The 21,378-nt window shown below is 61.8% G+C and carries 21 protein-coding genes; 19 read left to right on the forward strand and 2 right to left on the reverse strand.

The window, feature by feature from the left end; genetic code table 11:
* The first annotated feature begins 1 nt into the window (after position 1).
* From pspB to AACT07_RS13925, 16 genes are all read left to right on the forward strand, one after another.
* On the forward strand, positions 2–238 hold the full coding sequence (pspB, locus tag AACT07_RS13850; RefSeq protein ID WP_005333672.1) for an envelope stress response membrane protein PspB: 237 nt from the start codon (positions 2–4) through the stop codon (positions 236–238).
* Between the two features lie 106 nt (positions 239–344).
* Positions 345–749 carry an envelope stress response membrane protein PspC gene (gene pspC / locus AACT07_RS13855; RefSeq protein WP_005333670.1) on the forward strand — a complete coding sequence of 135 codons (405 nt, stop codon included), beginning with the start codon at positions 345–347 and terminating at the stop codon, positions 747–749.
* Positions 750–850: 101 nt separating this feature from the next.
* Positions 851–2,257, forward strand: coding sequence for a YcjX family protein (locus tag AACT07_RS13860; protein WP_069528356.1), 1,407 nt, complete (start codon positions 851–853; stop codon positions 2,255–2,257).
* Positions 2,258–2,310: 53 nt separating this feature from the next.
* On the forward strand, positions 2,311–3,342 hold the full coding sequence (locus AACT07_RS13865; RefSeq protein WP_043824835.1) for a YcjF family protein: 1,032 nt from the start codon (positions 2,311–2,313) through the stop codon (positions 3,340–3,342).
* A gap of 190 nt (positions 3,343–3,532) precedes the next feature.
* Positions 3,533–4,456 carry a LysR family transcriptional regulator gene (locus tag AACT07_RS13870; RefSeq protein WP_069528357.1) on the forward strand — a complete coding sequence of 308 codons (924 nt, stop codon included), beginning with the start codon at positions 3,533–3,535 and terminating at the stop codon, positions 4,454–4,456.
* Between the two features lie 197 nt (positions 4,457–4,653).
* The gene (locus tag AACT07_RS13875) at positions 4,654–5,799 is read left to right on the forward strand and encodes an ABC transporter substrate-binding protein (RefSeq protein WP_069528358.1); all 1,146 of its coding nucleotides are present in this window, start codon (positions 4,654–4,656) and stop codon (positions 5,797–5,799) included.
* A gap of 143 nt (positions 5,800–5,942) precedes the next feature.
* Positions 5,943–6,956 (forward strand): ABC transporter ATP-binding protein, encoded by a 1,014-nt coding sequence (locus AACT07_RS13880; RefSeq protein ID WP_019444921.1) that lies wholly within the window; start codon positions 5,943–5,945, stop codon positions 6,954–6,956.
* Positions 6,953–7,921 (forward strand): ABC transporter permease, encoded by a 969-nt coding sequence (locus AACT07_RS13885; RefSeq protein WP_005346227.1) that lies wholly within the window; start codon positions 6,953–6,955, stop codon positions 7,919–7,921. The genes AACT07_RS13880 and AACT07_RS13885 overlap by 4 nt, the downstream gene beginning before the upstream one ends.
* A 35-nt stretch (positions 7,922–7,956) precedes the next feature.
* Positions 7,957–8,784 carry an ABC transporter permease gene (locus tag AACT07_RS13890; protein ID WP_019444920.1) on the forward strand — a complete coding sequence of 276 codons (828 nt, stop codon included), beginning with the start codon at positions 7,957–7,959 and terminating at the stop codon, positions 8,782–8,784.
* 29 nt (positions 8,785–8,813) lie between these two features.
* On the forward strand, positions 8,814–10,244 hold the full coding sequence (locus tag AACT07_RS13895) for a gamma-aminobutyraldehyde dehydrogenase (RefSeq protein ID WP_069528359.1): 1,431 nt from the start codon (positions 8,814–8,816) through the stop codon (positions 10,242–10,244).
* A gap of 153 nt (positions 10,245–10,397) precedes the next feature.
* Positions 10,398–11,192 (forward strand): phenylalanine 4-monooxygenase, encoded by a 795-nt coding sequence (phhA, locus tag AACT07_RS13900; protein WP_069528360.1) that lies wholly within the window; start codon positions 10,398–10,400, stop codon positions 11,190–11,192.
* A gap of 52 nt (positions 11,193–11,244) precedes the next feature.
* Complete coding sequence (locus tag AACT07_RS13905) at positions 11,245–11,583, forward strand: 4a-hydroxytetrahydrobiopterin dehydratase (RefSeq protein WP_042083349.1); 339 nt, start codon at positions 11,245–11,247, stop codon at positions 11,581–11,583.
* A gap of 148 nt (positions 11,584–11,731) precedes the next feature.
* The gene (tyrR, locus tag AACT07_RS13910) at positions 11,732–13,279 is read left to right on the forward strand and encodes a transcriptional regulator TyrR (RefSeq protein ID WP_005333656.1); all 1,548 of its coding nucleotides are present in this window, start codon (positions 11,732–11,734) and stop codon (positions 13,277–13,279) included.
* 189 nt (positions 13,280–13,468) lie between these two features.
* Positions 13,469–14,026 carry a YfiR family protein gene (locus tag AACT07_RS13915; protein WP_069528362.1) on the forward strand — a complete coding sequence of 186 codons (558 nt, stop codon included), beginning with the start codon at positions 13,469–13,471 and terminating at the stop codon, positions 14,024–14,026.
* Positions 14,023–15,252 (forward strand): diguanylate cyclase domain-containing protein, encoded by a 1,230-nt coding sequence (locus tag AACT07_RS13920; RefSeq protein ID WP_069528363.1) that lies wholly within the window; start codon positions 14,023–14,025, stop codon positions 15,250–15,252. Before AACT07_RS13915 ends, AACT07_RS13920 begins: the two co-directional genes overlap by 4 nt.
* Before the next feature lie 35 nt (positions 15,253–15,287).
* Entirely contained in the window at positions 15,288–15,776 is a 489-nt protein-coding gene (locus AACT07_RS13925; RefSeq protein ID WP_069528364.1) for an OmpA family protein, read from the forward strand.
* A gap of 96 nt (positions 15,777–15,872) precedes the next feature.
* On the opposite strand, the gene AACT07_RS13930 is transcribed toward AACT07_RS13925, so the two are convergent.
* Positions 15,873–16,610 (reverse strand): TerC family protein, encoded by a 738-nt coding sequence (locus AACT07_RS13930; RefSeq protein WP_042083356.1) that lies wholly within the window; start codon positions 16,608–16,610, stop codon positions 15,873–15,875.
* Positions 16,611–16,730: 120 nt separating this feature from the next.
* Between AACT07_RS13930 and AACT07_RS13935 the strand changes: the two genes are divergently transcribed.
* The 3 genes from AACT07_RS13935 to AACT07_RS13945 all read left to right on the forward strand — a co-directional run bounded on the left by AACT07_RS13935 (position 16,731) and on the right by AACT07_RS13945 (position 19,987).
* Complete coding sequence (locus AACT07_RS13935; protein WP_069528366.1) at positions 16,731–17,846, forward strand: ATP-NAD kinase family protein; 1,116 nt, start codon at positions 16,731–16,733, stop codon at positions 17,844–17,846.
* 99 nt (positions 17,847–17,945) lie between these two features.
* Positions 17,946–18,224 (forward strand): YfcL family protein, encoded by a 279-nt coding sequence (locus tag AACT07_RS13940; RefSeq protein ID WP_005333639.1) that lies wholly within the window; start codon positions 17,946–17,948, stop codon positions 18,222–18,224.
* Positions 18,225–18,322: 98 nt separating this feature from the next.
* The gene (locus AACT07_RS13945) at positions 18,323–19,987 is read left to right on the forward strand and encodes an AMP-binding protein (protein WP_069528367.1); all 1,665 of its coding nucleotides are present in this window, start codon (positions 18,323–18,325) and stop codon (positions 19,985–19,987) included.
* Positions 19,988–20,097: 110 nt separating this feature from the next.
* Here the strand turns inward: AACT07_RS13945 and AACT07_RS13950 are convergent, their stop codons facing one another.
* Positions 20,098–21,261: a trans-sulfuration enzyme family protein gene (locus AACT07_RS13950; RefSeq protein WP_069528368.1), complete on the reverse strand. Its 1,164-nt coding sequence runs from the start codon at positions 21,259–21,261 to the stop codon at positions 20,098–20,100.
* Positions 21,262–21,378: the final 117 nt, after the last annotated feature.

Consider the following 21,378-nt stretch of genomic DNA (forward strand, 5'->3'; position numbering starts at 1 on the left):
GATGGAAGATCTGCTGGGCGTATTGATGGTTCCCATGGTGGTCTTCATGGTGGTGGTAGCCCCCATCTGGCTGGTGCTGCACTATCGTGCCAAGGGGCGGATTGGCGCCGGTCTTGCTGATAGCGAGCGGGAACAGCTGCAAGGGCTGCTGGCTCGCACCGAGAAGATGCAGGAGCGAGTGGGCGCGCTGGAATCGATTCTGGATGCGGAAGTACCCGGTTGGAGGAACAAGGTATGAGGATTTGCAACATGGCATATCATCGTCGTGGCGGAAAGTCGGAGCGGGTCGGCATCGTATTTGAGTCAATTCTGGATGCGGAAGTACCCGGTTGGAGGAACAAGGTATGAGCAGTGTCAGTCGTGAAGGGCGTAACCTCTATCGCGATCCCCAGCGTGGCAAGATAGCCGGGATCTGTGCCGGTTTGGCTGAGTATTTCGGGGTGGAGACCTGGATCGTGCGGCTGCTCGCCATCAGTGGCCTTATCTTCGCCGGTTTCATTACCTTCACCGCCTATATCGCCGCCTGGTTCTTGCTCGACAAAAAGCCCGTCACCCTCTATTCGCAAGAGGATGCCGACTTTGCCGAGGTGCGGATGAAAGCGCGCAGCTGGCAGGCGGGGATCACCCCTCATCAGGCGCTGGGCCGCATCGCGCAGGAACTTGACGCGCTGGAGCCCAGAGTTCAGCGGATCGAGAAGCTGGTGACCTCCAGGGAGTTCACCCTGCAGCGGGAGTTTCGCAAGCTGTAGTTCTTGCTGAAGCCCCCATGTCGATGGCGGCGCCTCCCGTGATGCGCCACCATCGACACCAGCTATCCAGATGCAACCACCAAGGGAGAACGGGTCAAGCCTTGATACTCAATAAACTGGAACAGAAGTTGACTCGCCTGCAACACAAGGCGAACGACGTGGTGAACCGGGTGCGGGATCGCCATATTCGGCTGGCGGTGACCGGCCTCTCTCGCAGCGGTAAAACCGCCTTTATCACGGCGCTGGTCAACCAGCTGGAACACGCGGCCATCGACGGCCGTTTGCCGTTGTGGGATGCCCTGCGTCAGGGGCGCATCCTCGGTGCCCGCCGGGTGCCGCAGCTCAATGCCCACATCCCCACCTTTGCCTACGAGCGTGGCCTCGACTCCCTGTTTGGCGATCCACCTGCCTGGCCCGAGCCCACCCGGGGCGTGGCCGAGGTGCGTCTCGAAATCCGCTATCGCACCCGTCACCCCCTGCGCAAGCATCTGGGGGAGGTCTCCACCCTCTACGTGGATCTGGTGGACTACCCCGGGGAGTGGCTGCTCGACTTGCCGCTCCTTGAGATGAGCTACGAGCAGTGGAGCGAACAGGTGCGCGAGCAGCTTCGTCGCCCAGAGCTGCAGGCACTTGCCGCCAGCTGGCTGACACCCGGGTGGCAGGTCGATCAGCGCTTCGAAGAGCGGCCGGTGGCTGAGCTGGCCGAGCGCTACACCGCCTATCTGCATGCCTGCAAACAGGAGCTGGGATTGCACCTCATTCAACCCGGCCGTTTCGTGTTGCCGGGGGAGTATGCCGGTGCCCCCATGCTGCAATTTGTCCCCTGGGTGTGGGAGATGCCTGTCGGCGAGCCCGCCGATGGCACTCTTTACGCCACTTTCAAGCAGCGCTTCGAGCAGTACAAACAGCATCTGGTGCAGGGTTTTTATGAGCAGCACTTTGCCGGTTTTGATCGCCAGATCGTGCTGGTGGATTGCCTGCAGCCCCTCAACGCCGGGGCGGCCAGCTTTGGCGACATGCAGCAGGCCATCGCCCGCATCATGGAGAGCTTTGCCTACGGCAAGAGCAACTGGTGGCGGCGACTCTTCTCGCCCCGTATCGACAAGCTGCTGTTTGTGGCGAGCAAGGCCGATCACGTCACCCCTGAACAACATGCGCCCATGGTCTCACTGCTGCAGCATCTGGTACGCAGCGGTCGCGGTCAGGCCCGTTTTGAGGGGATCACCACCGAGTGTCTGGCGCTCGCCGCCATCAAGGCGACGGAAGTTGGCAAGGGGGTGGCCAATGGCCGCGAGTTCCCCGCCATCCGTGGCACCAGCCTGAGCGGTGAGCCGCTGCTGCTGTTCCCCGGGGAGGTGCCGCCCCATATTCCGCCTGCGCAGTGGTGGAACAGTCAAGGCTTTGATTTTCAGGCGTTTCGCCCCATGCCCATGAGCCCCCATCAGGCGCTGCCCCATATCCGGCTCGATGCGGCGCTGGAGTTTCTGCTCGGGGATCACCTCGAATAACGGTGTGCGGTCTTGGCACCTGAGCCGAAGGCTGCGCACAGGAGAACAATGCGATGAACGATCAGATAAAAGAGCGGCCACCGCTGCAGGGCAAGGTGATCCTTGAGCCAGCCTTGACGGTGGCCAGTGACGAGCGACCGCCCGCACCGGCCCAGCGGCTGGAGGAGGCGAGTTTCGAGCGCCTCGACGAGCTGGACGAGTTCACCGAGGTGGAGAGCGCCCTCGTCATCAAGCCGCGCCGCCGTCATCGGCTCTTGGCCTGGGGGCTGGGGGCGGTCGGTCTGCTCTCGTTGGGCCAATATGGCGCCTTCCTTTACGATCAATTCCTCACCACCCCGCTCTGGGGCAGCGCCTGGCTGGCGGCCTCGGCGCTGGTGGCGGCGGGGACCGCCAGCGTGGTGGGACGCGAGTGGCTGCGGCTGCGCACCCTCAAGCGGCGTCAGGATGTGCGCTCGCGAGCAGAAGATCTGCTTGCTCATCAGGGAGTCGGGCAGGGGCAGGCCTTTTGCGAAGGGTTGGCGGTCAAAAGTGGCGACAAGGGGCGCGAGGGGTATCAAACCTGGCTGGCCCAGCTCGACGAGAGCCACAGCGATCGGGAGGTGCTGACCCTCTATAGCCAGCTGGTGCTCGGCGAGCGCGACAAACTGGCGCAGGCGCGGGTGGCCAAATGGTCGGGGGAGGCCGCGGTGCTGGTGGCCCTGAGCCCGCTCGCCACCGTCGACATGATGCTGATGTTGTGGCGCAACCTGCGGATGATCGAAGATATCGCCGATGTCTACGCCATCGAACTTGGCTACTGGAGCCGCATACGCCTCATCCGTCAGGTGTTTCGCAACATGCTCTACGCCGGTGCCACCGAGCTGGTGACCGAGGTGGGGATGGACTTGCTGGGCGCCGAGTTTGCCGCCAAGCTCTCTGCCCGCGCGGCGCAAGGGGTGGGGGCCGGGCTGCTCACCGCTCGCCTTGGCCTGCGTACTATAGAGGCGTGCCGCCCGCTGCCCTGGTGTGCGGACGAGAAACCCAAACTCGGCGAGCTGCGCAAGCGGCTGATCGGCCAGCTGGCGGGGTACCTCAACAAATCCTGATAGCCCTGTCTGCACCTTGCTGCGATGATCCATGCCCCTGTCGTGCTCGCCAAGCCACAGGGGTATGGTTTTAATCGGCAGATCATTGAGTTGGCAGCAGTGTCCGGTTTTGGCGAGGAGCCCGTTTACGGTTAAGCTGGCAGCCAATCTTACCAATCACACCAATAGTACCAATCGGCAAGGATGCCCGATGAACTTTACCTTTCGCCAGATCCGTTATTTTGTGGCCGTGGCCGACAGCTTTTCAGTGAGTCGCGCCGCCGCCGAGCTTCATATCTCCCAGTCGGCGGTCACCAGCGCCATTCGCGAGCTGGAGACCGAGCTGGGCGCCCCGCTATTCGAGCGCAATCCGCGCGGCGTCACCCTCACCACTCAGGGCCACCAGTTTTTGCTCCACGCCCGCCGTATTCTCGGCGCCATGACCGAGGCGAGCCACTCCCTCAAAGCAGTAGCCCAGCAGGATCAGGGGCGACTCACCATCGGCGTGACCACCTTGGTGGCGGGTTACTACCTTTCAGAGGCGCTCGGCCGTTTTCGCCGCGCCTTTCCGGCGGTACAGATCGAGGTGAAGGAGGATGAACAGCCCTTCCTTGAGCACCAGATCGTCAACGGCGAGGTGGATGTGGGGATCCTGATGACCAACCGCACCATCCGGCAAGAGGCGTTTGATACCGAATTGCTGACCCGTTCGCCGCTGCGGCTCTGGCTGGCCGCCAACCACCCGTTCTGTGCCGAGTCGACCCTCTCGCTCACCGCGCTGGGGGAGGAGTCGATGATCTCGCTGACCGCCGATCAGCTCGATCAGATCATCGGTGGCGGCCTGCGCCGCTACGGCATCTCCCCCCGTATCGTACTGCGCACCGCATCGGTGGAGGCGGTGCGCAGTCTGGTGGCGAGCCAGCTCGGGGTCGCCCTGTTGCCCGATTTTGCCTATCGCCCCTGGTCGCTGGAGCAGGAGCGGGTCGAGGCGCGCCCCATCAAGGAGCCCATTCCCGCCATCGATATCGGTCTGGTGTGGCGCCGTGGTTCTCGGCTGGATTGGACGGCGCGGGAATTTATCGATATCGCACGGGATCAGAGCCGATTGAGAGCTCGTCAGGCGCTCCCTCGCTAGCCATCTCTTGCGGGGTAGCCACCCAAAATCAGATTCATCTGCACTCGATATCGATTTAGCTGATACCTGAGCCACCAAAAATTGAAATATTCATCGTATTGCCACTCCCCTAAGCTCATTGCTGGTTAACAGGATGTTAACGCCCATGGTGGCGTTCCTTCACCTGATGCAAGTCAACACAATGCAAGGAGTGCATGATGAAATTGACCCCTCTGATGCTGGCTCTTGTGCCGGCGCTGCTGGCAGGCCAGACCCAGGCTGCCCCGACCGAGCTCGGCAAGGGTGAAGGCCAGCTCAATATCGTGGCCTGGGCTGGCTACGTTGAGCGTGGCGAGACCGACAAGAACTACGACTGGGTGACCGGATTCGAGAAAGAGACCGGCTGCAAGGTGAGCGTCAAGACGGCGGCCACCTCGGACGAGATGGTGGCGTTGATGAACGAGGGGGGCTTCGATCTGGTGACCGCCTCCGGCGATGCCAGTCTGCGTCTGATTGCCGGTGGCAAGGTGCAGGCGCTCAATCTGGCACTCATCCCGAGCTACAGCAAGATTGATCCCCGGCTGCAAAATGCCCCCTGGCACACTGTGGATGGCAAGCACTACGGCGTGCCCTACCAGTGGGGCGGCAATATCCTGATGTACAACACCAAGGTGTTCCCCAAGGCACCGGACTCCTGGAACGTGGTGTTCGAGGAGCAGACCCTGGCGGATGGCAAGTCCAACAAGGGGCGGGTGCAGGCCTTTGACGGCCCGATCCACATCGCCGATGCCGCCCTCTATCTGATGACCCATCAGCCCGCCCTGGGCATCAAGGATCCTTACGAGCTGAACGAGGATCAGTACAAGGCCTCCCTCGATCTGCTGCGCAAGCAGCGCCAGCTGGTGGGACGCTACTGGCATGATGCCTTCGTCCAGATCGATGACTTCAAGAACGAAGGGGTGGTTGCGTCAGGCTCCTGGCCGTTCCAGGCCAATGCCCTGATCGCCGACAAGCAGCCCATCGCCACCACTGTGCCGAAAGAGGGAGTGACCGGTTGGGCCGATACCAGCATGGTGCACAGCGATGCCAAGAACCTCACCTGCGCTTACAAGTGGCTGGAACACTCCCTGAGCAACAAGCTGCAGGGGGATCTCGCCGCCTGGTTTGGCTCGGTGCCTGTGGTGCCTGCCGCCTGTGAGGGCAATGCCCTGCTGGGCCCGACCGGGTGCAAAACCAACGGTCTCGACAACTTCGATCGGGTTCGCTTCTGGCGCACTCCGGTCTCCCAGTGCAAGAGCCAGGGAACTTGCGTGCCCTATTACCGCTGGGTTTCCGACTATATCGCCATTCTGGGCGGCCGCTAAGGTGGGGTGAGCAAGGTGGTCGGAACCGCTGCCACCTTGCCAACGGCAGGGGAGCTGCGCCTCCTCTGCACGACTGCCGAGAGCGGATAATCAAGCGGGCCAGACAGGAGTCCGGCCAATCCCAGTACAGACAAGGACGCCCCATGAACGCCGTACAATTTGACCGGGTCAGTCGCCACTATGGCGAGGTGAAGGCGGTCGACGACATCTCTTTCCAGATCCCCTCCGGGGAATTCTTTACCCTGCTGGGGCCGAGCGGTTCCGGCAAGACCACCTGCCTGCGGATGATCGCGGGCTTTGAGTACCCGAGCGACGGGGAGATCCGCCTGTTTGGCGAACCCTGCTCCACCGTGCCCCCCTACGATCGCAACCTCAATACCGTGTTTCAGGACTACGCCCTGTTTCCCAACATGGATGTGCGCGACAACATCGGCTATGGCCTGATGCTCAAGGGGGTCGCCAAGGCACAGCGTTACCGCAAGGTGGACGAGATGCTGGAGCTGGTGCGACTGCCTGGGGTCGGCAAGCGCCGCCCAAGCCAGCTCTCCGGCGGCCAGCGCCAGCGCATCGCCATCGCCCGGGCGCTTATCAACCAGCCACGCATCCTGCTGCTGGACGAGCCGCTGGGGGCCCTCGATCTCAAGTTGCGCGAGCAGATGCAGCTTGAGCTCAAGGCGTTGCAACGCCAGTTGGGCATCACCTTTATCTTCGTCACCCACGATCAGCAGGAGGCGCTCTCAATGAGCGACCGGATCTGCATCTTCAGTCAGGGCAAGATCGAGCAGATTGCCGCCCCCGATACCATCTACGACGCTCCGGCGACGCCGTTTGTGGCCCGCTTCGTTGGCACCGTCAATCTGTTCGAAGGGGAGCAGGCCAGACGGCTGTGCGGCGACGGCAGCCAGATGATGGTGCGCCCGGAGCGGATCCGGCTCGCTGAGGCGGGTGCGCCGGGCTGGTCGGGAGAGATCCGCGAGGTGGAGTATCTGGGTCCCTTCGTCCGTTATCGGGTTGATCTCGGGGAGCAGCTCGAGATCATCGTCAACCACCCCAATGAGGGGCAGGCCCGTCTGGCCCGTGGCAGCAGGGTCAGCCTCAGCTGGCCGGAGCAGGCCATCCATCGCCTGAGCGGCGCCCATCAGGGGGCGCAGCCATGAGTGCCCCTCACAGTGCGAGTCTTGCCATGAACCATCAGCCCGAACCTGCCCGTTTCAGGCCGCTGCGGCGCCTCTCGACCCTGCTCTATGGTCGGCCCGGCCTGCTGCTGGCGATCCTGCTGGGGCCGCCGCTGCTGTGGCTCGGCATCATCTATGTCGGCTCCTTGCTGATGTTGCTCTCCAACTCCCTGTTCGGGCTGGACGAGTTCAGCGGTCAGGTGCGCCACGAGCTGGGGCTGCAAAACTTCGTCGCCCTGCTGCGACCGGAGAATCTGGATGTGATCGGCCGCACCGTCGGCATGTCGCTGCTGGTGACCCTGGCCTGCGCCCTGCTCGGTTTTCCGGTTGCCTACTACATGGCACGCTACACCAGTGGCAAGACCCGGGCGCTGTTCTATGTGGGGATCATGCTGCCGCTCTGGTCCAGCTATCTGGTGCGGGTCTACGCCTGGAAGCTGATCTTGGCCAAGGAGGGGGTAGTGAGCTGGCTGGCGGACAGCATGGGGTTGGAGTGGCTGCTCGATGCCATCCTCTCCTTGCCGGTGATAGGTGGCCCGTCGCTCTCCTTCTCGCGGCTCGGCACCTTTATCGTGTTCGTCTATGTCTGGCTGCCCTTCATGATCCTGCCCATTCAGGCGGCGGTGGAGCGTATACCGCGATCCCTCTTGGAGGCGAGCAGCGATCTGGGGGCGACACCCGCCCAGACCTTTCGCAACCTGATCCTGCCGCTGGCGTTGCCCGGTGTGGTGGCGGGCTCCATCTTCACCTTCTCGCTGACCCTCGGTGATTACATCATCCCCGGCATCATTGGCAACTCGACCATGTATATCGGTCAGGTGGTCTACATGCAGCAGGGGACGGCGGGCAACTTGCCCTTTGCCGCCGCCTTCTCGCTGGTGCCGATCCTTATCATCGCCATCTATCTGGCGATTGCGAAACGACTGGGGGCTTTTGATGCGCTTTGACCATCTCGCTCTGAACCGGCAGCAAGGAGGCCGTCATGTCAGCTAGCTCAATGAGCCGTCAGGGAGAGCGCCCTTCGGGCCTGCTCAAGTACGCCGCCATCGGCGGGCTCTTGTTCCTGCACTTTCCCATTCTGTTTATCTTCCTCTACGCCTTCACCAGCGAGAGCAAGAGTTACCAGTTTCCGCCCCCCGGACTCACTCTCAAATGGTTCGAGGTAACCCTCAATCGCCCCGATGTGTGGCGTGCCATCCAGCTGTCACTGGAGGTCGCAGGGCTGGCGACACTGGCGGCCATGATCCTCGGCACCTTGGCAGCAGGGGCCATTGCCCGCAGCCGCTTCTTCGGTCAGGAGGTGGTGTCGCTCTTGCTGGTGCTGCCCATCGCGCTGCCCGGTATCGTCACCGGTATCGCGCTGCGCTCGGCCTACGGCCTGATGGAGATCCCGTTCAGCTTCTGGACCATCGTTATCGGCCACGCAACCTTCTGTGTGGTGGTGGTCTACAACAATGCGCTGGCCCGTTTTCGCCGCACCAACCAGAGCCTCATCGAGGCGTCGATGGATCTCGGGGCCGACGGCTTCCAGACCCTGCGCTACGTGATCCTGCCCAATCTGGCCACGGCGCTGCTGGCGGGGGGCATGCTGGCCTTTGCCCTGAGCTTTGACGAAGTGATTGTCACTACCTTCACGGCGGGCCAGCAGACCACGCTGCCCATCTGGATGTATCAGGAGCTGATCCGTCCCCGAGACAGGCCGGTCACCAACGTGGTGGCCCTCATCATAGTGGCCTTCACCACTATCCCTATTTTGCTTGCCTACTACCTCACTCGCGACACCCATGATGTCGCTGGCAGTGGCAAATGATGACTCAACGCGTGCGCAAGGATGCAACCATGAAACTCTCTACCCAACTCTTGATTGATGGCCAGTTTGTGACCGGCGATGGGCAGGCCGAACCCATTCTCAACCCGGCCAACGGCGAGCAGATCGCCGCCGTGCCCGAAGCCTCGTTCGAACAGGTGAACCGGGCGGTGAACGGTGCCCAGCGCGCCTTCGCCCAGTGGAGCCGCACCACCCCGGCCCAGCGCAGCAACATGCTGCTGCGTCTGGCGGATCTCGTCGAGCGCCACGCCGAGGAGTTTGCGGCGCTGGAATCCCTCAACTGCGGCAAACCCTATCTGGCAGTGCTCAACGACGAGCTGCCCGCGGTGGTGGACTGCTTCCGCTTCTTTGCCGGGGCGGCCCGCTGCCTGCAAGGGCCGCTGGCGGGGGAGTATCTCGAGGGGCACACCAGCATGATCCGCCGCGACCCCATAGGTGTTGTGGGCAGTATCGCCCCCTGGAACTACCCGCTGATGATGGCGGCCTGGAAGATGGCGCCGGTGCTGGCGGCGGGCAATACGGTGGTGCTCAAACCCTCCGAACAGACCCCGCTCACCGCGCTGCGTTTGGCGGAGCTGGCCAGCGAGATCTTTCCCCGCGGCGTTATCAACGTCATCTGCGGGCGGGGCGAGAGTGTGGGGGCGCCGCTGGTGGAGCACCCGCTGGTGCGGATGGTATCGCTCACCGGCGATATCGCCACCGGCCAGAAGATCCTGCAGAGTGCCGCCCGCACCATGAAGCGCACCCACCTTGAGCTGGGGGGCAAGGCGCCGGTGATCATCTTCGACGATGCGGATCTGGAGGCCGTAGTGGCGGGTATTCGTACTTTCGGTTTCTACAATGCAGGGCAAGATTGCACCGCCGCCTGCCGTATCTATGCCCAGGGCAAGATCTACGACAAGTTCGTTGCCGCCATGACCGATGCGGTGGCCTCCATCAAGGTGGGCAGCCAGTACGAGGAGGGGGTCGAGATGGGGCCGCTTATTTCGGACAGACAGCGCAACCGGGTCGCCAGCTTTGTCGAGCGCGCCCAGAGCAGCGGTCATGTGGAGGTGACGGCGGGGGGCAAGATCCGTCCCGGCAACGGCTTCTTCTTCGAGCCGACCCTGATTGTCGGGGCTCGGCAGGAGGATGAGATCGTGCGGCGCGAGGTATTTGGCCCCGTGGTGTCGGTGACCCGTTTCAACGATGCCGAGCAGGTGGTGCAGTGGGCCAACGACTCGGACTATGGCCTCGCCTCGTCGGTCTGGACCAAGGATCTGAGCCTCGCCAGCAAGGTGGCCAGCCACCTGCAATATGGCTGCACCTGGATCAACACCCACTTCATGCTCACCTCCGAGATGCCCCACGGCGGCATGAAGATGTCGGGCTACGGCAAGGATCTCTCCCTCTATGCGCTGGAGGATTACACGGTGCCGCGCCATATCATGGTCAAGCTGTAGTGGGGATTGGTTAGCGGGTTGTCACAATTTATTTACAACTGTTTCAGGCAGCCGACTCATGGGTCAGCTGCTTTTTTTGTTGCCATTTCGTTACAGTGAAATCGTGATGAAACGGCAAGGCGCCTTGATGTGGCGCCAGAGGATGGAACCGCTATGGCAACCTTTTACACCGCCCACCAGCCGGATGCTGACGGGGTGATCCACTACAGCAACGAAGAGCACGGCACCTGGAAGATCCTGATCGAACGTCAGTTCGCCGCTCTCGATGGCAAGGGGTGTGACGAGTATCTGGCCGGTCTCGACAGACTGGGGCTGCCCCGTGATCGCATCCCCCAGCTGGCCGAGATCAACTCCGTCTTGCAGCCTGCGACCGGCTGGTCGGTGGCGGTGGTGCCTGCGCTTATCTCGTTCGATCGCTTCTTCGCCCTGCTGGCCAATCGCCAGTTTCCGGTGGCCACCTTTATCCGGCGCCGGGACGAGCTCGACTACCTGCAAGAGCCGGATATCTTTCACGAGATCTTCGGCCACTGCGCCATGTTGACTAATCCGGCCTTTGCCCACTTCACCCACCTCTACGGTCAGTTGGGGCAGCAGGCGAGCAAGGAGCAGCGAGTTTTTCTGGCGCGGCTCTACTGGTTCACCGTGGAGTTTGGCCTCTTGGCAACGCCTGACGGGCTGCGTATCTACGGCGGCGGCATTCTCTCCTCCATCGGCGAGACCGCCTATGCCCTCTCCGGCCAGCCGCTGCTGCAACCCTTCGATCTACTGACTGTGCTGCGCACCCCGTATCGCATCGACATCATGCAGCCCACCTATTTTGTGCTGCCGAGTCTCGATCATCTCTACCAGCTGACCGGGGATGAGATCATGGCTGCTCTGGCCGAGGCCAGTCGGCTTGGCCTCTATCCGCCGCGCTTTGAGGTTCCCGCTGGCAAACAGGCGAGCTGACCAAAAGCAAACAACCCTATTTCATTTTCATTAATTCAAGCAGGAGTAACCCATGTCCGAACTGGCCAGCCAGCAGTGTGAAGCGTGTCGCGCCGATGCCCCCAAGGTGAGCGATGAGGAGCTGCGCGAGCTGATGCAGCTTATTCCCGACTGGCAGCCGCTGGTGGAGGAGGGGGCGCTGCAACTGCGGCGGGAATTTAGGTTTCGCAACTTCAAGGAGGCGCTGGCCTTTACCAACCGCCTGGGCGAGCTGGCAGAAGCGGAGTTCCATCATCCGGCCATCCTGACCGAGTGGGGCAAGGTGACCGTCAGCTGGTGGACGCACAAGATCGGCGGATTACACCGCAACGACTTCATCATGGCGGCGCGCACCGATCAGTTGCTCCGGTAATCGCACCCCACACCAGCGTCATCGGTTGACCCGGGCCTGCCTGCGAAAGCGGGGCAGGCCCGCATTTTTATGGGCTGGCGCTCGCACTGGGGGGATCGAGACTGTATTATCCGCTCATTCATAGAGTTAGCTAGGAAGTGTGTCCCGAATGCGTCTTGAAGTCAGCTGTGAAGACCGCCTGGGCCTGACCCGGGAACTGCTCGACCGCCTGGTGGAGCACAATATCGATCTGCGCGGCATCGAAATCGATACCTCAGGCATCATCTATCTCAACTTTCCCGAGCTGGAGTTCAGTGATTTTCAGCACCTGATGCCGGAGATCCGCCGCATTCCCGGCGTCTACGACGTCAAGACCATCCCCTACATGCCTTCCGAGCGAGAGCATCACGAGATCGAGGCGTTGCTCAAGGCGCTGCCGGATCTGGTCTTCTCCCTCGACAGCAAGGGCAAGGTGACCCAGGCCAACCAGTCTGCCCTCACCACCCTCGGCTTGCCGGTGGAGGAGGTACGCGGCGTGGCGCTCGGTTCGCTGGTCAAGGGTTTCTCCTTCACCCGCTGGCTGGAGGCGAGCGAGATCAAGCCGCAGACCTGCAAGCTCAGTTTCAATGGCGAAGAGTATCTGGCAGATCTGATGCCGCTGTTCGTGGCAGAAGCCCGCGGCAAGCAGGCGCTGGCCGGGGCCGTGGTGGTGCTCAAATCTGCCCGTCGGGTCGGCCTGCACTTCAGCGCGCTTCATGCGGTGGAAGTGGGGGGCTTCGAGCATCTGCAGGCCGAGAGCCCCAAGATGAAAGAGGTGCTGTCGCAAGCGCGCAAACTGGCGATGCAGGATGCGCCGCTGCTGATTGTCGGCGAGACCGGTACCGGCAAGGAGCTGCTGGCCCGTGCCTGTCACGGGGCCAGCCTGCGCTCCAGCCACCCCTTTATGGCCCTCAACTGCGCCGCCATGCCCGATAACGTGGCCGAGAGCGAGCTGTTTGGTTATGCCCCCGGTGCCTTTGGCAACAACACCGAGGGTAAGCGCGGCGTGCTGGAGCTGGCGAGCGGCGGCACCCTGATGCTGGACGAGATCGGCGACATGTCTCCCCATCTGCAGACCAAGTTTTTGCGGGTGTTGCAGGATGGGGTATTCCGCCGGGTCGGTGACGAGCAGGAGGTGAAGGTCAACGTGCGCTTTATCTGCACCACCCAGAAGCAGTTGCTGGATCTGGTGCACGAAGGAACCTTCCGCGAGGATCTCTACTATCGCCTCAACGTGCTCAGTCTGGCGCTGCCCCCCCTGCGCGAGCGCAAGGCGGACATCATGGTGCTGGCCCAGCAGTTTGTCTCCCGCTTTGCCAGCGAGTTGCAGCGACCCCGTCCGCGCTTTACCCGCAACATGGCCGACTACCTGACCGCCTACCGCTGGCCGGGCAACGTGCGTCAGCTGCGCAACTGTCTCTACCGTGCCATGACCCTGCTGGAAGGGGATGAACTGGGGCCCGAGCAGATCGACCTGCCGGTGGCGGCCGATACCATGCCGCTGATCGACGAGTGGTTTGAGGGGAATCTCGACGATGCGGTGAAGCGCTTCGAGAGCCAGCTGCTGGCTCGGCTCTATCCCGCCTTCCCGTCAACGCGCCAGCTTGCCAAACGCCTGGGCGTGTCGCATACCGCCATCGCCAACAAGCTGCGAGAATACGGCATCAGCAAGAAGTGATTTCCGTCTTGTTGCCTGCCACCAGAGAGCCCGTTACCAGACGGGCTCTCCGTTTTCTTTACACGAACTCTGTAGTTGATGGCGGGGTGAGACTTGTCAGGCCAGTGTCAGCCAACTTACTATCTGGGTTCATGTATCCGAACCGCAATGCCATAGCAGCGGTATTGTCAAGGCGACTACCTCCCGATCATGCTGTTACTCTTTTCCCCTCGTTTAACTGCCCGTCTGGCGCTCCTGTTGGTTGCGTTTAGCCTGCTGTTGCCCCGCGCGCTGGCGGAAACGGCCGCAGAGAGCCGGGCGACGGCGGTCAGGGAGCTGGTGCTCGATATCATGAGTTATACCCGCTGGCCCACCGAGCCTGCGGTGCTGCGCATGTGTGTGGCGGCGCCGACCGAATATGCCGGCGCTCTCTTTACCATCGATCGTCAGGCCAATGGGCGTACCGTGCAGGTCCATCGTTACGAGGCGAGCGATCCTGCCATCAGCGATCACTGCGATGTGCTCTATCTGGGAGTGCTCGACGAGCCGACCCGAATTGCGCTGTTTGCCCGCCTGCAGGGACACCCAGTGCTCAGCATCAGCGAATACAACCACGACTGCTCCACCAGCTCGGTGTTCTGCCTGCAGACCTCGCCGGACAGCGTGCGGGTGCGGTTTAAAGTGAACCTCGATGCTCTGGCCCTGAGCGGCGTGCGGGTGCATCCCGCCGTGCTCAAGCTGGCCCATGCCGACAAGGGGGTTCCATGAGACGACAGGTGAGCGCGGCTCCCCGCCGTCTGACCCTGCGTCAGAGCCTGGGGCGAACCCATCTGGTGGCCGCCATCACAGCCGTCAGCGTGGCGGGACTCTTTTTTACACTGGTGGCCCTGCTGGTAGTGCGTTTTTACGCCGACCACAATCTGGAGCTGGTAGCCCGCGCTATCAGCTACAGCGCCGAGGCGGCGGTGGTGTTCCACGATGAGGAGGCGGCGAGCGAGGCGCTTAGCGGCATCGTTGCCAAGGAAGAGGTGGCCGAAGCCACTATCGTGCTGACCAATGGTCAGCTGCTTGCCAGTTGGGAGCGCCCCAGAAGCAACCCGCTGGTGACGCTCGAAGACTATCTGGCCCAACTGCTGATGCCGGGGCCTGTCAAGCTCCCCATGCTGCGGGGGGGTGAGCAGATCGCCACCATCGAGCTGCGTGGCCACGGTGAATACCTGCTGCTGTTTTTGCTCTCGGCGCTGCTGGCGATGGTGGTTTGCCTGATGCTGAGCGCCATGGTGGCTCTCTATGTGGCTGACCGGATGCAGGTCTTCATCACCGCGCCGCTGCGCAAACTGGCACTTGTCGCCCACTCGGTACGCCGACAGCGCACCCTGGGGATGCGGGCGCCACCGGCCGATATCGTTGAGATTAACGAGCTGGGGGATGACTTCAACTCCCTGCTGGACGAGCTGCAAGCCTGGCAGGCCCAGCAGGCCCGCGAAAATGCCAGCCTGCTCCATCAGGCGACCCACGATGCCCTCACCGGACTGCCCAATCGCGCCCTGTTTGAAGCGCGGCTCGCGCAGGCCATCTCCCTCGGCGAGCAAGAGGGATTTGCGCTGCTCTATCTCGACTGTGATCGTTTCAAGCAAATTAATGACACGCTGGGGCACAACGCCGGTGACGATGTGCTGATCGCGCTCTCAAGACGGGTACAACATCAGCTGCGTCCGGATGATCTGGTTTTTCGCCTCGGTGGTGACGAGTTTGCGGTGCTGGTTGGCCCACTCCAGCGACAGCATGAGGTGGAAGAGGTGATTGGCCGCATCCAGCAGGCGATGAGTGAACCGGTGGCGCTGCGTGACGGTCGTCAGCTGGTGGCCGAGGTGAGTGTCGGCTTCGCCGTCTATCAGGCGGGCATGAGCGCCAGCGTGCTGTGTGATCAGGCCGATGCAGCCATGTATCTGGCGAAACGGGCGCGCCGCAGCGAACAGCAAACCATCGCCTGACTGGCAAGAATAACAACATAAACAAGGAGCAAACCATGAAGATCACCCACCTGTTGAAAGTGACCCTGCTGGGGTTGATGTTGTCGCTGCTGGCCGGTTGCCAGAGCGCGCCCAAAGGGTTGACCTCGGAGCAGATCGCCGTGCTCAAGGAGCAGGGCTTTTATCTGACCGATGAGGGGTGGACGCTGGATCTGGCCAACCGGGTGCTGTTTGCCAACAACGTGGGGGCGCTCAATCCCCAGACTCGCCAATCCGTTGAAAAACTGGGTAAAACACTGCTTGGCGTAGGGTTGGACAAGGCGCGGGTGGATGGCCACACCGATAATACCGGCGAGAGCAGCTACAACCAGCAGCTCTCCCTGAAGCGGGCCCAGTCGGTAGCCGATGTGCTGGTCTCGGTCGGCATGAAGCCAGCCAATCTGGAGATCCATGGCCGTGGCGAGACCATGCCGCTGGCGGATAACAAGACCAGAGAGGGCCGGGCCGCCAACCGCCGGGTTGCCATCGTCATCAGCGATCAATAACCCTTCTCATCATTTCATTACCCATAAAAAAGAGCGCCCGATCGGCGCTCTTTTTGATCGCGACAGCTGGGGTCGCGAGGGCATGTGGGGGCAGGGTTACTGCGCGCTATTTTGCCCGTTATTGTCGTGATGACTGCGCAGGCGGATGTTGATCATCTCCACCACCAGCGAGAAGGCCATGGCGAAGTAGATGTAGCCCTTCGGAATATGCAGGTCCATCCCCTCGGCCATCAGGGCGAAGCCCACCAGGGTGAGGAAGGAGAGGGCCAGCATCTTGATGGTGGGGTGGTTATCGACGAAATCACCGATGGATTTGGCGGCAAACATCATGATGAAGACGGCGATCATGATGGCCAGCACCATCACCGGCACGTGATCGGCCATGCCGACCGCGGTGATCACCGAGTCGAGGCTGAACACGATATCGAGGATGGCGATCTGGATCAGGGTGCTGATAAAGCCCGAGGCCGCTTTGCTGACGCTCTCCGGCTCGGCCGCCCCTTCCAGGGTGACGTGGATCTCGTGGGCACTCTTGCCGATGAGGAACAGGCCCCCCAGCAGCAGGATCAGATCACGGCCGGAGATGGCTTCACCCAGCACGGTGAAGAGCGGATCGGTGAGGCGCATCACCCAGGCCAGCGAGAGCAGCAGCAGGATCCGGGTACCCATGGCGAGCCCCAGACCCAGAATACGCGCTTTTTGACGCTGCGCCTCCGGCAGGCGACCTACCAGGATGGAGATAAAGATGATGTTGTCGATGCCCAGCACGATCTCGAGCAGGGTAAGGGTGGCGAGTGCGACCCAGGCAGAGGGATCAAGAACCCATTCCAGCATGATTGAACCTTGGTTGAAAATTGGTTGGAAAATTGAAGCAGCGCATTCTAGCAGGGGCGCCACTGCTTGTCCCAGAGGGGGGAAAAGATAAAAATGGTGGCCATCGCAAGGGAGGCAGGCATGTTTCGATTAGGGTTCATCATTAATCCGGTCGCCGGGATTGGCGGCGCAGTGGGGCTCAAGGGCAGTGACGGTGTGGTTGCCGAGGCGCTGGCCCGTGGCGCTGTGCCCAAAGCGCAGGAGCGGGCGCGGCAAGCTCTGTTGCCACTGTGCGAGCTGAATGTCCCGTTCGAACTGCTGACGGTGGCGGGAGAGATGGGGGAGACGGTAGCCCGATCTCTGGGACTACCCTGTCGGGTCATCTATCAACCGGTCGGGGAGAGCACCTCGGCTGACGATACCCGCCACGCTGCAGAGCTGATGTGCGAAGCCGGGGTCGATCTGCTGCTGTTTGCCGGTGGCGATGGCACGGCGCGGGATATCTGCGCCGCGGTGGGGGAGTCCTGCCATGTGCTTGGCATTCCGGCGGGGTGCAAGATCCACTCCGGCGTCTACGGGGTGACGCCTGCCGCCAGCGGGCGGGTGGTGGCGCGGATGATTGCAGGGGAACTGCTCAGCCTGATCGATGCCGAGGTGCGCGACATCGACGAGGAGGCGTTTCGCGCGGGCAAGGTGCGGGCCCGCCACTACGGCCAGCTGAAGGTGCCCGGTGATCTGCGTTATGTGCAGGCGGTCAAGCAGGGGGGCAAGGAGTCCGAAGAGCTGGTGCTGGCGGATCTCGCCGCCGGTGTGGTGGAGCAGATGGAGCCCGATACCCTCTATCTGATGGGCTCCGGCAGCACGGTGGCAGCCTGTATGGCAGAGCTCGGTCTGGAAAATACTTTGCTCGGTGTGGATCTGGTGGAAAATGGCCGACTTATCGGGCAGGATCTCAGCGCCGCCGAGATCCTGACCCGGATCCGCGGTCGTCGCTGCCGACTGATCATTACCCTGATAGGCGGACAGGGACATCTGTTCGGGCGCGGAAATCAGCAATTGAGTCCTGAGGTGATTCGGTGTGTCGGGCTGGACAATATCCAGGTGCTGGCAACCAAAGCCAAGCTTGCCGCCCTTGCGGGCAGGCCGCTGCTGGTGGACACCGATGATCCCGAATTAAACCGGGCGTTGCGTGGTTATCTGCGAATAACCACAGGATACAAGGATCAGGTCATCTACCCGGTGGCCAACCCGGAATAGGACGCCAAGGACGCTGCTGGCCTGGCGCCAGAGAGCTGCAATCAACCGGATTGCGGTTCCATACCCCCGAATTTTTTGCCGCAAATGAGGCTGCGTTACATGACGATTCACGATTTTGAGCACAAGTTGTTGGGACTGATCGACAGCATGGTTGCCACCGCGACCGACGATGAGCTGTTTGCGGGGGGTTACCTGCGAGGTCATATCTCATTGGCCGTTGCCCGGGCCGAGCTGGAAGGCAAGACCCTGGTGCGGGACGTCAAGAGCTATGTGCTGCGCAGCCTCAACGAGGCGATCTTGCAAGGTGAGCTTTCTGAAGAGGATGAAAAACTGGTGCAGGCGATGTGGAGTCGTTTGCAACAAGACGCAGAAGCTTGATCGGATACACAATTCAAACTGAAGTTTGAGTTTATTCTTCCCCTGAAGTTAGTGAAAGGTTAATAATAAGTTTCGCCTTTTGTTTCAGGGATTAAACTATGGCCTCCTCCTCACGCATTGCCAATAAACTGCCGCTCGAGATGCTCTATCACTGGGAGCGGCAGTGTCCTGATCGAACCTACCTGCGTCAAACCATCAATCGCGAATATGTCGATTTCACCTGGGGTGAAGTGGCCGATGAAGCGCGGCGGATGGTGACGGCCTTGCGTCACCTCGGTCTGGTGGCCGGTGACAAGGTGGCGCTGCTCTCCAAGAACTGCGCCCAGTGGTTTATCGCCGATCTGGCGATGCAGATGGGGCAGTATGTGAGCGTGCCCATCTACCCGACTGCCAACGTCGACACCATCGAATATGTGCTGCGCCACAGCGAGGCCAAGGCGATCTTCGTCGGCAAGCTGGATGACTGGAAGAGTCAGGAGGCTGGCGTACCCGCCGATCTGCTGCGCATCGCCTTCCCCTATGACACCATGCCGGCCAGCCACCAGTGGGATGACCTGCTGGAGGCGCACGAGCCGATCCCTGACAGCCCGGTGCAGGCCCCTGACTCCCTTCTGAGTCTGGTCTACACCTCCGGCAGTACCGGCAAGCCGAAAGGGGCCATGCTGAGCGTCGAGCGTTACGCCTGGTCGTGCGAGAAGCTGGTGGAGACGGTGAGCCTGAGCCAGGCCGATCGGGGCTTCTCCTACCTGCCGCTGGCCCACATTACCGAGCGGGTCTACATCTACGGCGGCAGTCTCTATGGCGGAGCTACCATCGCATTCCCTGAATCTCTCGACACCTTTATCGAAGATGTCAAACGCTGCCGTCCCACCGTCTTTATCTCGGTGCCACGGCTGTGGGCCATGTTCCGCATCAAGATCCACGAGAAGCTGCCCCAGAACAAACTGGCGTTGCTGCTCAAGATCCCGCTTATCTCCGGCCTTATCAAACGCAAGCTGCAAAAGGGGCTGGGGCTGGATCAGGCACGGGTACTCGGCTGCGGCTCTGCGCCTGTCTCCCCTGCGCTGCTTGAGTGGTATCTGAGCATCGGCCTCAAGGTGACTGAAGCCTGGGGCATGACCGAGAACCACGCCTACTCAACCATCAACTACCCGTTCCGCGCCAACAAGATCGGCACCGTCGGCAAGGCGGGGATCGGGGTGACCATCAAGATCTCCGAGGAGGGGGAGATCCTCTGCCGCTGCGAAGGGATGATGCTGGGTTACTACAAGGATCCCGAGCACAGCGCCGAGGCCATCGATGCCGAGGGGTGGCTCCACACCGGCGACATGGGCAAGCTGGACAAGGAGGGTTATCTCACCATCACCGGCCGGATGAAGGATGTGTTCAAGACCGCCAAGGGCAAGTATGTGGCGCCGGTGCCCATCGAGGGGCTGCTGGGGCAGGAGCCCATTATCGAACAGCTCTGCGTGATTGGTTACGGCATGCCCCAGCCCATTGCGCTGGTGCAACTGGCCGAGAGCGCCATGAAGGGCAATCGGGAGGAGGTCAACGCCAGACTGGAAGCTGCGCGGGTTCGGGTCAACGATCAGCTGGAATCCCACGCCAAGATCCGCGGTATTCTGGTAGTGAAAACCCCCTGGAATATCGAGAACGGCGTGCTGACCCCCACCATGAAGATCAAGCGTCACCTGCTGGAGCAAAAATATGCTCAGGTCGGGGATCGCTGGCCCTCATCCCAGGTGGTGGTGTGGGAGGAGTAAATCCCGTCTTTCCATAGCGCACCAAACAACAACGGCCCTTGATGGGCCGTTGTTGTTTTTGGGGCATTTCACTCGCCGCTGTTTTGTCGGCGAGTAAAAAGCGCGCCCGGTTAGATCTGCGCCAGCGCGGCGGCCAGATCGGCGATCAGGTCGTCCGCATCTTCCACCCCGATGCTGAAGCGGATGAGGTCGTCGTTGACCCCGGCCGCGAGGCGGCTCGCCTCGTCCATGGCGGCGTGGGTGGTACTGGCCGGATGGCAAGCGAGACTCTCGAGATCCCCCAGACTCACCGCCTGCACGAACAGTTGCAGGTTATCGAGCAGGGTAGCGCAGCGCTCAAACCCGCCTTCAAGTTCAATACTCACCATGCCGCCAAAGCCGCTTGCGAAGGCGCTGAGAGCATCGTGGCCCGGATGGTTGGCAAGCCCCGGGTAGATCACCTTCTTCACCGCCGGATGTGCCGCCAGAAACTCGGCCACTTTCTGGGCATTGTGCAGGTGGGCATCCATCCGCAACGGCAGGGTCTTGACCCCGCGCTGCAGCAGGTAGGCCTCCTGCGGGCCGATGGGGGAGCCGATATGCTTGAGGGCCACGGTGCGGATCGACTTCATCAGGGCGTGAGAGCCCGCCACCACCCCGGCGATGATGTCGCCGTGGCCGCCCAGATATTTGGTGCCGCTGTGCATCACTACATCGACCCCGAGTTCCAGCGGACGCAGCAGGTAGGGGGTGAGGAAGGTGTTGTCACATACCGTAATGGCGCCCACCTTGCGGGCCGCTTCCACCACCAGCCGCGGATCCACCACCTTGAGGGTGGGGTTGGTCAGGGTTTCGAACAGTACCACCTTGGTAGCAGGGCGGATGTTGGCCAGCAGATCCCGATCGCTCTCGTAGGCGGTGACCTTGATGCCGGCACGGCTGAAAGTCTGCTTGAGGAAGGCATCGGTGCCGCCGTAGAGCGGGCCGATATAGGCCACCTCATCGCCGCTGTCGGCCAGGGCATACATGATGGCGCTCACCGCCGCCATGCCGCTCGCCACCACCAGCGCTTCATCGGCACCTTCAAGCGCCGCCAGTTTCTGCTCCAGCTCGGCGGTGGTGGGGTTGCCAAAGCGGCTGTAGATAAAGCCGGGGGTCTGACCTGCAAAGCGCTCTTTGCCCGCTTGAGCGTTGAAGTAGCTGAAGGTGCTGCTCTGGTAGAGCGGGGTGGTGAGGGCACCGGTCTGGGGGTCGATCCGCTGGCCGCTGTGTACGCTCATGGTCTTGAATTTCATCGTGTTGCTCCGTGATGGCCAGGCTCTGGCCATGACTTGTTTTGTTGCTTGTTGCTTGTTGCTTGTTGCTTGTTGCTTGTTGTTCGTTGTCAGGGCGGGTATATCCATGCTGCTTGT

This window comes from Aeromonas sp. ANP5, assembly GCF_963870295.1.
GTDB classification, from domain to species: domain Bacteria; phylum Pseudomonadota; class Gammaproteobacteria; order Enterobacterales; family Aeromonadaceae; genus Aeromonas; species Aeromonas veronii.